The sequence below is a fragment of the Trinickia sp. genome (genome assembly GCF_051954495.1).
Taxonomy (GTDB): domain Bacteria; phylum Pseudomonadota; class Gammaproteobacteria; order Burkholderiales; family Burkholderiaceae; genus Trinickia.
On the sequence record NZ_JBQCHR010000090.1, the window covers coordinates 13,066 to 26,462 of the forward strand.

At 64.5% G+C, this 13,397-nt stretch carries 12 protein-coding genes; 2 read left to right on the forward strand and 10 right to left on the reverse strand.

Annotated elements, in window-relative coordinates; translation table 11 throughout:
* Positions 1–35 precede the first annotated feature (35 nt).
* A complete protein-coding gene (locus tag ACTHNR_RS12880) occupies positions 36–848 on the forward strand; it encodes a transporter substrate-binding domain-containing protein (protein ID WP_440548033.1) in 813 nt (270 codons plus the stop codon).
* 89 nt (positions 849–937) lie between these two features.
* On the opposite strand, the gene ACTHNR_RS12885 is transcribed toward ACTHNR_RS12880, so the two are convergent.
* From ACTHNR_RS12885 to ACTHNR_RS12925, 9 genes are all read right to left on the reverse strand, one after another.
* Positions 938–2,104 carry an efflux RND transporter periplasmic adaptor subunit gene (locus tag ACTHNR_RS12885; protein ID WP_440548034.1) on the reverse strand — a complete coding sequence of 389 codons (1,167 nt, stop codon included), beginning with the start codon at positions 2,102–2,104 and terminating at the stop codon, positions 938–940.
* A complete protein-coding gene (locus ACTHNR_RS12890; protein ID WP_440548036.1) occupies positions 2,101–4,479 on the reverse strand; it encodes an ABC transporter permease in 2,379 nt (792 codons plus the stop codon). Before ACTHNR_RS12890 ends, ACTHNR_RS12885 begins: the two co-directional genes overlap by 4 nt.
* Positions 4,473–5,177, reverse strand: coding sequence for an ABC transporter ATP-binding protein (locus ACTHNR_RS12895; protein ID WP_440548037.1), 705 nt, complete (start codon positions 5,175–5,177; stop codon positions 4,473–4,475). The genes ACTHNR_RS12890 and ACTHNR_RS12895 overlap by 7 nt, the downstream gene beginning before the upstream one ends.
* 38 nt (positions 5,178–5,215) lie before the next feature.
* On the reverse strand, positions 5,216–6,598 hold the full coding sequence (locus ACTHNR_RS12900) for an ATP-binding protein (RefSeq protein WP_440548038.1): 1,383 nt from the start codon (positions 6,596–6,598) through the stop codon (positions 5,216–5,218).
* The gene (locus tag ACTHNR_RS12905) at positions 6,595–7,269 is read right to left on the reverse strand and encodes a response regulator (protein WP_440548039.1); all 675 of its coding nucleotides are present in this window, start codon (positions 7,267–7,269) and stop codon (positions 6,595–6,597) included. The genes ACTHNR_RS12900 and ACTHNR_RS12905 overlap by 4 nt, the downstream gene beginning before the upstream one ends.
* Positions 7,270–7,292: 23 nt before the next feature.
* The gene (locus ACTHNR_RS12910; protein ID WP_440548040.1) at positions 7,293–8,021 is read right to left on the reverse strand and encodes a cytochrome b/b6 domain-containing protein; all 729 of its coding nucleotides are present in this window, start codon (positions 8,019–8,021) and stop codon (positions 7,293–7,295) included.
* Positions 7,993–8,382 carry a diheme cytochrome c gene (locus tag ACTHNR_RS12915; protein ID WP_440548091.1) on the reverse strand — a complete coding sequence of 130 codons (390 nt, stop codon included), beginning with the start codon at positions 8,380–8,382 and terminating at the stop codon, positions 7,993–7,995. The genes ACTHNR_RS12910 and ACTHNR_RS12915 overlap by 29 nt, the downstream gene beginning before the upstream one ends.
* A 114-nt stretch (positions 8,383–8,496) precedes the next feature.
* The gene (locus ACTHNR_RS12920; protein WP_440548041.1) at positions 8,497–8,919 is read right to left on the reverse strand and encodes a DUF1924 domain-containing protein; all 423 of its coding nucleotides are present in this window, start codon (positions 8,917–8,919) and stop codon (positions 8,497–8,499) included.
* 130 nt (positions 8,920–9,049) lie between these two features.
* Positions 9,050–10,177, reverse strand: a complete 1,128-nt coding sequence (locus ACTHNR_RS12925; protein WP_440548042.1) for an AI-2E family transporter — start codon at positions 10,175–10,177, stop codon at positions 9,050–9,052.
* Positions 10,178–10,460: 283 nt separating this feature from the next.
* Here ACTHNR_RS12925 and ACTHNR_RS12930 point away from each other — a divergent pair, with 283 nt between their 5' ends.
* On the forward strand, positions 10,461–11,327 hold the full coding sequence (locus ACTHNR_RS12930; RefSeq protein ID WP_440548043.1) for a crotonase/enoyl-CoA hydratase family protein: 867 nt from the start codon (positions 10,461–10,463) through the stop codon (positions 11,325–11,327).
* A gap of 44 nt (positions 11,328–11,371) precedes the next feature.
* Here ACTHNR_RS12930 and pdeR read toward each other — a convergent pair whose 3' ends face one another.
* Complete coding sequence (gene pdeR, locus ACTHNR_RS12935) at positions 11,372–13,378, reverse strand: cyclic di-GMP phosphodiesterase (RefSeq protein ID WP_440548044.1); 2,007 nt, start codon at positions 13,376–13,378, stop codon at positions 11,372–11,374.
* Positions 13,379–13,397: the final 19 nt, after the last annotated feature.

Genomic DNA, 13,397 nt, shown 5'->3' on the forward strand with positions numbered 1-13,397 from the left:
GTTAGCGCAAGCACTTCAAATCCAAGGAGGGGACATTGAAAACGAAGAACATCATCGGCGCGCTCGTACGAGGCGCGCTCATCGCTAGCGCGTTCAGTTTCATCGCGGCGAGCGCGCATGCCCAAGACCTGCTCGACTCGGTCAAATCGAGCGGCGTATTGCGCATCGGGCTCGAAGGCACCTACCCGCCGTTCGACTCCAAGAACGCAGCCGGGGAGCTCGAGGGCTTCGACGTGGACGTGGCGAAAGCCGTCGCGGCCAAGCTCGGCGTGAAACCGCAGTTCATCACCACGGAATGGAGCGGCATCATCGCCGGCTTGCAGGCCGGAAAATTCGACGTGATCGTCAACCAGGTGACCATCACGCCGCAGCGCAAGGAAGCACTCGACTTCAGCCAACCGTACACGTATTCGGCGGCGCAACTGATTCAGCGCAAGGACGACAAGCGCGAATTCAAATCGCTCGAGGAATTCAAGGGCGACAAGAAAATCGGCGTCACGCTCGGCACGAACTACGACCAAATGGTTCGCGCGGTGCAAGGCGTCAACGCGCAGACCTATCCGGGCGCGCCGGAAAAACTGCGCGACTTGGCGGCGGGACGTATCGACGCCACGCTCGACGACCGCTTGATGCTCCCGTACATCATCAAGAACTCCAATCTCCCGCTTCGTCCCGGCTCGATCCTGAAGGGCGGCGAGCAGGAAATGGGCATCCCGTTCCGCAAGGGCAATCCGAAGTTCGAAAAGGCGATCAACGATGCCTTGAACGCGCTCGAGCAGGATGGCACGATGAAGAAGATCTCGATGCACTGGTTCGGCAGCGACGTCACCAAACCCATCGCGCAGTAAGCTTGCTTTCGGCTTGACCTGCGTCAACACGCGGCGCCGGACCGCCTGAAACGATCGTGACGGGCGGCTCCATGCGCTTGCGGATGGGACTAGCGCGATCGAACGCGGTCACCATCGGTTAGCGTACTGGGCGGGTACGTGACGACGAGATCCCCTTCGCGCAATCCGCTCTGCAGCTCGGCTGCCTCGGCGTTGCGCTGCCCGACGCTCACTGTGCGCCGCATCGCCCGCCCGTGCTCCACGGCGAAGACGCACCATTGCTGCGCGCACCGGAAGAGCGCGCCGATCGGCACGGTCAGCGCATCGGCCCTCTCCCAGATGACGATCCGGCCGCGTACGCGATAGCCGTCGTTCAAACGCCCCGGCGAACCGGCGAGATCGGCGATCACGCGCACGCGCTGTTCCTCGACGCCGAGCGCCGATGTCTTGGTGAATGCGGCCGGTTCCACGATGCGCACCTTCGCTTCGATCGGCGTGTCGCCGCCCCAATCCTCCACGGAGACGCGCATACCCGGGCTGATCTTGACGGCGTCGGTGGACAAGACGTCGACGACCACCTCGTAGCGCGACGGGTCGGCCAGCAGCATGACCGGCGTACCGGCGGCCACCACGCGCTCGCTTTTTTCATCCACGCGCAGCACCTCGGCGTCGACCGGCGCGCGCAGCTCGGCGGGATGCCCGGATTCGAGCGCTTTCAGATCGGCGATCGCCGCTCGAACTTCGGCCTCGGCCGACTTTTCCCGCGCGCGCGCCGCATCGAAATCGCTTTGACCCGATGACTCCGCGGCGCTCAGCTGCTCCATGGCCTGCTTGGAGATAGCGCCGATATCGAACATTGCCTGACCGCGCGCGCTTTCGCGCCGCGCCTGCGCAAGGTCGGACCTCGCATGAGCGACGTGGGCCGCGGCTTCGCGGTATGCCGCCTGCGCGGCTTCCACTCGCGCGCGTTGCTCCGCGCTTTCGCCGGGCGTCATGGGCGAAGGCACGAGCACGGCAACGGTTTGCCCGGCGCGCACCCGATCGCCCTCCCGCAACGCGACGCGCAACAGGCGTCCCGCGATGTGGGCCGTGATGACGTAGCGATCATGGGCGCGAAGCTCGCCGTCCTCGTCGATCGTCACCTGCAGCGCGCCCCGCGCGACCCGCGCGGTGTCGACGTCGAGCGGCGACGGCCAGAACGCATAGGCAAGCACCGCTGCGACGACACCTACGCCGACGACCAGTATCGCGATCCGGCGCTGATTTCCGCCTTTCATGATTCTCTCGCCTTGAGGACACTAACGATGTCGATGCCCCTGATCTTCCAAGCGACCGCCAGTCCCGACACGGCAACCGCGCCGCCGGTGACGAGCGCGGCATAGGCGAAGGTGGCTGGCGCGACGGTAAGCGGCAAGCGATACAGATCCGTCGTCAGCCGCTCGACTAGCATCGCGCATAGGCCATAGCCCAACAGCAGACCGACCGGCGTCGCGATCGCGGCGAGGACGAACTGCTCCCCAAGCAGTATCCAAGCCACTTCGCCGCGCGTAAATCCGAGGATCCGCAACGACGCCAATTGCTGGACGCGCTCGGAAAAAGCGATACGCATGCCATTGAATGCAACGCCGAATGCGATGACACAGGCAAACACGAAGTTGATCGAGGTCGAGAACCGCACGCTTTCGTTCACGATTTTGCGGAAGCTGTCGATCACCGCCTGCCGCAGCGCCACGGCGTTGACGGCCGGGATTCCTTTTAGCGCCGCGTACAAACGGGATACCGCCGCGGCGTCGACGCGCATCCTGGCGCCGGACCAATTCCCACCCTCTTCGAGCAGACGGGACAGCGAGCGTCGATCCATGTAAGCACTCACGCCGACCATGTCGCCGATCCGGCCCGCCAAGATGACTTGGCGCATTTGGCGCTTGCCTTCCAGCACCTGCACCGACATGAGGTCGCCCGTCCGGGCGTGCAGCGCATCGGCCAGCTGAGACGAGATCACGATGCCGTCCGGCGGGACGCGCAACGGCAAGCCATCGACGTCCATCAGCCGACGCAATTGCGATCCCGAGTCGATGCCGCTCAAGGCGACCCGGCGCGATCGGAACCCCACCGAAAGCTTCACGGGCACATCGCGGAACGGTTCGACCCGCAGCACGCCGGGCAGTGCGTTCAGCGCGTCTATCGCGCGATGCGACAAGGGTTGCGCAAACGTGACGGTCACGTCTTGCCGCTCGATGCGCTCGAACTGCACCGCGAACAGGTAGTCGATCGCATCGAAAAAGAAGCCACCGGTCACGAGGATCGCACTCGCGCTGGCCAGCGCCAGGCACGAAAGCGCGGCCTTGCCGGGACGGCGCGTCAAGTTTCGGCCGATCATTCGCCACGTGACGCCCACATGCCGGTAGAGCCCGACTCGTTCCGCCCAGCCGGCGGCAAACGCCGGCGGCGCCGGCGCGCGCAGCGCTTCGACGGGCATCAGCCTCACCGCTCTGCCGACACTGGCCGCGGTCCCGATCAGCGCCGCGGCGAAACTGACGGCGAAGGCCAGGACGATGACGTTCGCGTCCGCGCGGTGTTCGAGGTGAGCAAAACGATAGTAGCGAGCGTACAGTCGCGTCAAAGAAGCGGCGAGCAGGAGCCCTCCCGCGGTCCCGAGCGCCGCCCCGGATGCCGCTATGAAACAGCTGAACTGAGCGTAATGCAGCCCGATTCGCGTATTCGTATAGCCGAAAGCCTTCATCAGGCCGATCTGCGCTCGCTGCATATCGACGAGCCGACCGAGCACGTTCTGCAAGAGGAGCATGGCCACGCAAAAGAAGATCGCCGGGACGTAGGTTGCGGTGATTCGATTCTGCGCGATCTCGTCCGATATGAAACGATTCGAAATCTGGTCTTCCCGCGTGAGAGCGCCGAGCCCGCCGTATGTCGTCAGTTCGCGATCGACGCGCGCGAGAAGATCCAATACGCCGGCTCCCGTGGTCCCCTTGTCCAACGCAAGGACCAGATCGTTGAATGCGCCGTCCATGCTGAAGGCGGCCGATACCGCGTCCGTTCCCATCCAAAGCACGCCGTAGTGCCGGTTGTCGGGAAAGATCGAACCGGCGCCCGCTTCATAGATGTACTCGGGCGATAGCGCGATTCCCACGATGCGAATTCGCTTCCAGCGCCCATTGAGCACCGCGCCGACTGTCTGCCCTACCCGCAAACCGTTCGCCTGCGCGAACGCGGCGCTCGCCAGCGCTTCGTCGTCGCGTCCGGGCGCAATGTACCGGCCGCTCGTCAGATGGAGCACATTCAATGCGGGCCAGCCCTGCTCGGGGATCGAAGCGATGTGGCCCGTCGCGGGTTCGGCAAGGCCCGGCACGTCGAGACTCACCTCCGCCACGACGCGCGCCTGTATGCGCGCCACGCCGGGCAACGCCGCGATGCGCGATGCGACGGAAAGCGGCGCGCGCTTCAAATGCACGAAAATATCCGCAAACCGGTACGACGCGTAATAGTCCCGCTGCGCGCTCAGCAACGCGAGGTATGTGCTGCGCATGGCCACGAACGTCGCGACGCCGCACGCCACGACGAGCACCGCCGCGGCGGCCTGCGCACGCACGTGCCGAAGATCGCGCCACGACAGGCGCATCAGCGTACTCACCATGTCAGGTCCTGCGAGCTGCATCGTTGCGCATTGCGCCGCTCTTCGACGATCTGCCCGCTGCTCATTCGCACGACGCGGTTCGCCATGTCCGCGATGACGGCGTTGTGCGTCACGACGATGGTCAACGCGCCGAACTCCCGGTTCACGCGCTCGATCACTTCCAATACGCGTCGGCCCGTGCGAAAGTCCAGCGCACCCGTCGGCTCATCGCAAAGCAGAACGTCGGGACGTTTCGCCACCGCGCGTGCGATCGCGACGCGTTGCTGCTCTCCGCCTGACATTTGCGCGGGGAAGTGATCCGCCAACGCCTCTATGCCGACCATGCGCAACGCCTCGTCGGGATCGACCGGGTGCTCGGCGATATCGGTGACCAGTGCGACGTTTTCGCGGGCAGTCAGGCCCGGAATGAGATTGAAGAATTGGAAGACGAAGCCGACGTGCTCGCGCCTGAATCGTGTGAGTTCGCGCTCGGTGGCGCCCGACAAGCGATGATCGCGATAGTCGATCGAGCCGCTAGTCGGGGTATCCAGGCCGCCGAGCAAGTTCAGCAAGGTGGATTTGCCGCTGCCGGACGCGCCCAGCAGCACGACGAACTCGCCGGCTTCCAGAGCCAAGCTGACGCCATCGAGCGCGCAAACGCTGACGCTGCCCATCGGGTAGCGCTTGCATACGCCCTGAATCGAAAAGACGGTCTCCATCTTGAACCCAAGGCGGAAACGAACGAGTGACCCTTACATTAGCCATTACGCCCCACGACCCGTTGATCTGAGTCAATCGGCGGCTCGGGAAACCCGATTTCAACGCGCAGTCCGCCCAATCCGCGCGATCTGCCGACATCGATAACGGCGCCATGTGCGCCCGCGATCCTCCGGACGATGGACCAACCGAGGCCGCTGCCCGTTTGCAGGTTGCCTTGGCCGCGAAAGAAGCGCTCGCCCAGCCGCTGCGTCTGCTCATCGCTCAATCCGCTCCCACCGTCTTCCACGTTCATCGAGACATGCCCGTCGGCGCGCGCGACGGAGATGACGATTTTCGAGCCCGCGGGGCTATAGCGCACCGCGTTGTCCACGAGGTTGCGAATCAGCACCGCGAGGAGCGGCCGATTGCCGGACACGACGCACGGCGCGCCGGCGACGAGTTCGAGACGTTGCCGTTTTTCGATCGAGCGCGGCGCTAACTCGGCCACGACCTGCTGGGCGAGCGCGACGAGTTCGACCGGCGCGCGCTCCGCGAGTGCGCCGGCCTCCAGGCGCGCGAGCAGCAAGAGTTGATCGACGAGATGCGCGGCGCGATCGCACCCTTCGAGTACGGCCCGCAGCGCATGTTCGCGCAGGCCTCGGTCGATTTCGGCAAGCGCGACTTGGGCCTGTGCCTTGATCGCGGCAATCGGGGTGCGCAGCTCATGCGCGGCGTCCGCGGTAAATCGCCGCTCGGAATCGAGTACATCGCGAATGCGGCCGAAGAGCCGATTCAGCGCATCGAGCATAGGCTGCATTTCCCCTGGCGCGCCAGGCATGCTCACGGCGTCCAGCGCACGTGGATCGCGCCGCGCGAGCCGCCTTCCCAGTTCGCGCAACGGCGCCACCCCTCGCCTCACCGCCCACCACGTCGCAAGCGCCAGCAGCGGCAACGCGCCGGCCATCGGCCAAAACACGCTGCGCATGACGGCGAGCAATATCGAAGTGCGCGCGTCCAAGCGTTCGCCCACATAGACTTCGACATCGTGGCGGGCCCCTTGCGCGGCGAAAACGCGCCAATCTTGACCATCGATTCGAACGGTCGAAAACCCTTTGGGCCCGCCTCGCGCCGCGGGCGCCATGGGCTGGGCGGGAGCATTCGCGGAATGGATGCCGAGGCGCCCTTCGTGAAACACTTGGAAGACGACTCGCGGCGCGTACGGATCCAGCGCGGGTGCGTCGAGCGCCTCGTCCTCGGCCTCCGACTGCGCCTGCTGCATGACGAGCAGCGCCGCCGCCTGAGCAAGATGGCTATCGAGCAATTGGTCGATCTCGCGGCTCGCATCCCGCCATGCGAGCGCCGTGGCCGCGAACCATACCGCCACCACGCTCCCGGTCACGAGCACGAGCAGCCTGCCTTGCAGGGAGCGCGGCAGGATCACGGCTCGCTCGCCCGTTCGCGCAGCAGCACATACCCTACGCCGCGCACCGTCCGAATCAGGTCGGCGCCGAGCTTGCTCCTGAGGCGGTGGATGTGTACCTCGACGGCATTGCTTTCCACCTCTTGGCCCCAGCTGTACAGGTGTTGCTCGATTTGTTCGCGCGTCAGCACATGACCCGCGTTCAGCATGAGGATGTGCAGCAAATCGAATTCGCGCGCCGAAAGCTGAACGGCGACGCCGGCAAGATAGGCGATACGCGAGGCGGGCTCCAACACCACGTCTTGCGCCTGCAGCCGCTCGCTAGGCCGGCCATGCGCGCGGCGAACCAACGCCCGCAGGCGAGCGCCGAGTTCGTGCAGATCCACGGGCTTGACGACGTAGTCGTCGGCGCCGACGTCGAGCCCCCGGATGCGGTCGGGCACGGCATCGCGCGCGGTCAGCACTAGGATCGGCAGCGCCACACCGGCCTTTCGAACGCTTTGCAGCACGTCGATGCCGTCCATGCGCGGCAGGCTCAGATCGAGAACCGCAGCCGCATAAGGCTGCCCGCGCAGTTCCCGCTCGGCCGCCTCGCCGTCGCGGACCCAATCCACTTGGAAGCCTTGCTGCCGCAATCCGGCGCGCACGCCGTCTCCCAGCAAGGGGTCGTCCTCTGCGAGCAGGATGCGCATGCGCCGTCCCTTTACGCCGCGGCTCAGTCGTCGTCTCGATCGGGCTGCGCGTGCGACGCGGCGCCCGCCGCTTGCCCCGCTGACGCCACGGGCGGCGCTCCGATCGATTTCGCCCACCATGCCGCTACGGCCGCCACGAGGATGACGGCGATCCACCCGCGCGCCTTGCGAATGCCCTCGCCGACACGTCCGGACTTATACCCTGTCACCATGGCGGTCGCTAGATTCTCGCGATGCAAGACGCTGCTCGCCAGCACCGCGGCCACGTGCACGATGACGAGCGCCAGCATGGCGTTGGCCGCCCCCTCATGAAGCTCCTCGACCCATTCGCCCGCAGCGCCGTTATACGCGGCCCAACCGGTGATGCCGACGGCGCAGGTCATGAGCAGCATCGCAACGATCGCGATCGCCCCGGCCGGATTGTGGCCGACGTGGCGCTCCGGCTTGCCCTTTACTAGGCCCGTCAAATAGCGAAAGGCCGCGGCGGGCGAGCGCACGAACTCGGCGAATCGCGCGTATCGCGTGCCCACCATGCCCCAGACGATGCGAAAGCCGACGAGCCCCACCATCGTGTAGCCCAGCGTCACGTGGAGCAGGCGCCATCGCTCGCTCTCGGCCGTCAGCCATGCACCGGCGAACGAGACGACCATCAGCCAATGAAATACGCGCACGGGCGCGTCCCATACCAGGATCCGGACCGTACCGGATGAGCGCACGCCTGCTTCAGCGTGGGATGCGAACGAATCGTTCATCGAAGTTTCCTTGATTGGCTTGGGTGTGACAGGCCGCGCAGTTCGAGGCGCCCTTGACCGACGGCAGCCGCCACGCCGAAGGCGGTACTTCGTCGTGCGCGGCAAGAAACCAGGCAGAGCGCGTGATGCGATCCTCCGGCGGCGCCGCCGCGGCCCGCCCGGCGTTCGCCGCGTGCGCCGTCAGCCAGGTGGTCAGCTGATTGACGGAAGCTGCATCGAGCGAGGCGTTGCTGCCGAAGTGATGGTCCAGGTTGCTCAAGATGCGCCGCCACGATTCGGCGGGCAGCATACCGGGCGGATAGGCCACGTGGCATGAGGCGCACTCTTGCTTGTAGAGAGGCAGCAGCGTGACGGGCGCCATCCGCGTCTCTTCCTCGGCCCAGCCGAGCGAACTCGATCCGGCCAGGGACAGAGCCGCGAATACATAGGCCATGGCGCGGGCTTTGCGGGTTTTCATGTTTCGGAGCCTTGGTCGTTATCGCTTGAACGTCATGAGCCAAGCCAGGAGGTCAGCCTTTTCCGACGCGGAGCACTCGCGCCCCACCACGTCGGTGCAATTGCGACGAAACCACTTCTCCGTCTTGCCCGTGTTCACGAACCGCTCGGGGTTGAAGGCCGGCGCGAGCGGCGCGATCGTCTTGCCGGTGACGGCATGGCGGCCATCGCCGGTGGGCGACGCTCCGTGGCAGGTCGCGCAAGCCCAATCCCGGCCGTGCCGCGTCGTGAAGAATTGTTGACCCCGCGCCGGATCCGGCGCGGTTCCCGCTTGCGCGGCGTAAGCGCTCAGCGCTTGGTTTGGCGATTGCGACCACGCAAGCGAAGGCGCGGACGCGGCCACGAGGCCCAGGACAAGGACAAAAACAAAGCGACCGGGCCGCGAGTGAGCCGAGATGGACATCGTGAATCTCCGAGTGCATGCCTTGCATGTTCGGGCCGACTCCTTACCGAATTCTTAACATCAGGCGATGCCGATGCCGCCATCTCATGTTGCACGGCGGGCCCGCGGCTCGATTGACTCAGATCAACGGCTAGCGGCGAGTCGACCGGCCAGCACGAGCATCGCGGACCGTCCTCTCGTGGCTCGATTCAACGGACGAATGGGCTTCATCCTCGCCCGCTTCGAGATCCGACTGCCATTCGCGCCAAACGGCAAGCAGAGTCGCGACGACGAAAGGTCCGATGAAGATGCCGACGAGACCGAACGCCAGCACCCCGCCCACGACGCCGAATATCACGAGCAAAAACGGCATATGCCCCGCGCGGCTAATCACGAACGGCCTCACCAGGTTGTCGATCCAGCTGACGGCCAGCGCGCCCCAGAGCAGCAACCCGATACCTGCCCAGGTCTCGCCGTTCACGATCAATGCGATGCCGGCCGGCGCCCATACGAGCGGCGCGCCGAAGGGCAGCAGCGCCGCCAGCGCTGTGAGCATGGCGAGCAGCAACGGCGCGCTCACGCCCGCCGCCCAGTAGCCGATGCCGGCAAACGCCCCTTGAGCCGCCGCCGTCAGGACGACGCCGTGAACCACCGATCTGCAGACATCGCCGATCGCCGAAAAATACACGTCGAGCCGCTTGCCGAGATAGGGCCGCGAGGCGTGCCGCACGTGTTCGAGCCAAATTTCGCCGTCGCGGTACGTGAAGAACAACGTCAATAAGGCGAAGGCGAATTTCACGGCGTTGCGCCCGAGGCCGCCCGCGAACTGCGCGGCTTCGCCAATCCAGTGATTGCCCCACTGCGCCAATTGAGCACGCCACGCCAACGGTTCGTGCGCGATCTCGTTCACCAAGGCTTGCAACCAAGCGCCAAGCCAGGGGATCGTGCTCAGCGACCGCGGCAGCACGCCGCTTCCGTCGGCGAACCAAGCGGCCAATTGCCGACCGAAAGCAATGCTTTCCCTCGCGAGCGGCAGCGTCAGGAGCAGCATCGGAACGACGAACCCCACCGCGACGAGCAGGGTCGCCAGCAGCGCCGCCGGCGTGCGGCGATCGCCCAGCGCCGATGCAAGGCGACAAAAGAGCGGCCACGTCACATAAGCGATGATGAACGCCCAGACCACCGGGATCAGGAACGGCCTGAGCACCACGAAGGCGAGCGACAGCAGAGCGGCGAGAAGCAGTACGTGAACCGCGCGCTTGCCGTAGGGCGTCGTCATGGCCGCTCCCGAGCGGCAGCACGCGCGAGCGCATCGAGGCTGTGGATATGCCGTGGTGCCGTCATGCCGCTATGCCTCGCTCGCAGCCGTTTTCCCACGGCTAGCATGACGCCGGCGCCATTTGCAGCCGTTGACGTGCATCAACGACCCGCACGCATTCCTCCGTACTTTCACCAACTGAATTCGATCTCGCTGTTCCCTCACGCAAAATTGGCGGTCCTCGCGGCGCACCCGCGCCTCCGGGGGCATTTCATTTCAACGCCAATAGCAATAAAGGACCACCATGCGATTCGAAGTCACACCCGGTTGCCGCCCCTTTCACGAAGCCGGCGAATTCAGCCAACTCACGGCCTATTACGAAGAAGACCGGCGCACCATGTGGATGATGTTGCGCTCCGAGCCGCGCCCATGCTTCAACCAGCAATTGGTCACGGACATCATCCGCCTGGCCCGCGCGGCCCGCGATTCCGGCCTGCGGTTCGATTTCTGGGTCACCGGTTCAAACGTGCCCGAGATCTTCAACGTGGGCGGCGACCTCAGCTTTTTCGTCGAAGCCATCCGCAAAGGCGAGCGCGACCGGCTCATGGCCTATGCGCGATCGTGCATCGACGGCGTCTGGGAGATCTATAACGGGTTCGGCACCGGCGCCATTTCCATTGCCATGGTGGAAGGCAGCGCACTGGGGGGCGGCTTTGAAGCCGCATTGGCGCATCATTACGTGCTCGCGCAAAAAGGCACGAAGATGGGATTTCCGGAAATTGCATTCAATCTTTTTCCGGGCATGGGCGGTTATTCCCTCGTGACACGCAAATCCAGCATGAGCGTGGCCGAGACGTTGATCAGCACGGGCGAATCGCGCATTGCGGAATGGCATGCCGAGAAAGGCCTGGTCGATGAACTCTTCGAGCCGGGCGACGCCATGATGGCCACGCGCACCTTCATCGACGTCATTCGTCCCGTGTTCAACGGCACGCGCGCGATGCTGCGCGCGCGTCAGCGCGTGTTGCCGCTCTCACGCGCCGAACTCATGGACATCACCGAAGACTGGGTGCATTCGGCGTTCATGCTCGAGGAAAAGGACATCGCCTTCATGGAACGGCTCGTCGTGCTGCAAAACAGGCGCGTGTCCAAGCTGAAGGCCGTGCCATAAGCGGCCGCCCGGTACGTGGCGACGGTCGATTCGGCAATGCGCGCTTAGGCGATGAGCCTGAGCCGCTTCTTATCGACCAGCCACGATTCGAACGTCTCGGCGTCCATTGGCTTGGCATAGAAAAAGCCTTGCGCGTAATCGACGCCGATGTCCTTGAGAAACTGCACTTCCCGCTCCGTCTCGACGCCTTCGGCCACGACCGCGAAACCGAAGGCGCGAGCGAGACTCAATACCGACCGCACGAGCGACTGCGCCTGGAAATTCTGGTCGATGCCCGTAATGAAGCTGCGATCGAGCTTGATGACGTCGATCGGCAGCCGGGTCAGTTGCGACAGCGACGAATAGCCCGTGCCGAAGTCGTCGAGCAGGATGCGCGCGCCCAACTGCTTGAACTGGCGCATCAGATCGATCGCGGCCCTTTCGTCCTCGATGAAGCAGCTCTCGGTCAATTCGATATCGATCAGCGTACGCGCGGCGCCGCCTCGTTCGACGAGTTCGCGCAGTTGATTGACGATCTGCGCGTCGCGCAGCTGGCGGGCGGATACGTTGATCGAAATGCGGATGTCGAGGCCGCTCTCGTGCCAGCGGGCGGCTTGAGACACCGCCTCCTGCATCAACCACCGGCCGATGGGAATGATGAGGCCCGACTCTTCGGTGAAGCGGATGAATTCGCCGGGCGCGACGAGCCCGCGGCTCGTCGATCGCCAGCGGATCAACGCTTCGACGCTGTGCAAGCGCCCCGTGCACAGGTTGATCAACGGCTGGTAATGCAGCACGAACTGCTCATCTTCGATGGCCTGCCGCAGTTCGGTGTCGAGCCAAATATATTTGGCCACCTTTTGATTCATCTCCGGCGAGAAGACCCGGTAGGTGTGCTTACCCGCCTCCTTGGCCGCATACATGGCGGTATCCGCATGCGAAATCAGCGCCTCCAGCGTTTCGCCGTGCTGCGGATAGAGCGCGATTCCGATCGAGCAACTCGTATACACGTCCATCAGGTCGAGCCGAACCGGCAGGCGAAGCCGGTCGATGATCGTCTCGGACAGCGCCTCGAGGCCTGCTTGCGTGCAAGATTCGACCAAAATCAGGAATTCGTCGCCGCCTAGCCGAGCGAGCGTGGCGTCCCCGGGCAGGCATTCGCTGACGATCTCCGACACGCGCTTGATCAGCCGATCGCCGTTGACGTGCCCGAAGTGATCGTTCACGCGCTTGAAATTGTCGAGATCGAGAAACAGGATGCCGAGCTCGCGCGACGGATCGCCGTGCACGCGCTCGAGCGCCGCTTCGATCGTCCCATTGATCGCATAGCGATTCATGAGGCCCGTGAGGACATCCTTCGAAGCGAGGTCCTTCAAGCGCTGTTGGGCATTGCGCTCTTCGGTGATGTCCGTGCCGGAGCAAATGATGAATTCTTCATCGACCCCGCTGCCGCTATGGACGAACTTGTTGCGGAACTGGAAAAGCCGCGGCCCTTTGATGGTGTTGATGATCCGTTCGACTTCGAACGAGCGCCTGCTTTCGAAAAACTGCCGGATGTTGGTGCGCGATTGCGAGCCTTGTTCCGGGCTCATGAAAAGCTCGAACGCGCTGCGCCCGATCACGTCGACCTCGCTCATACCCGTCACTTCCTCGCACATGCGATTGAAGCGCTGCACGATGCCGTTGCGATCGAGTATGACGACGAGCGAGTTGACTTCGGAGACGACCTGCTCGGCCGCTGCGAGGCCGGTCGACAGCGCATCGGCCACGGAGAGCGTATCGGCATAGTCGGAAGCGGTGCCCGCCCAGTCGCGCCGGTCCGTTTTCTTGCCGACGAGGTGCAGCGTGATCGCGCTGCCGTAGAGCGAGATGTCAAGCAGTAGATGGGAGGTGACGCCCGTCAAAGCACGGATTTTTTCAGCCTGTTCCGAGGTAAGCGCGACGCTGACGTTCGTCAAGCCGCGCACCGCGGCCAGCTCCAAGGCATTGCTGTCGCCGCCGAGCCGCCAGCACGGCCGTCTCGTTCCAAGCAAGACTTCGAGCACGCAGTCGTCTTCGTCAAAGTCATACATAGCTGGCCCCGTTCAACGA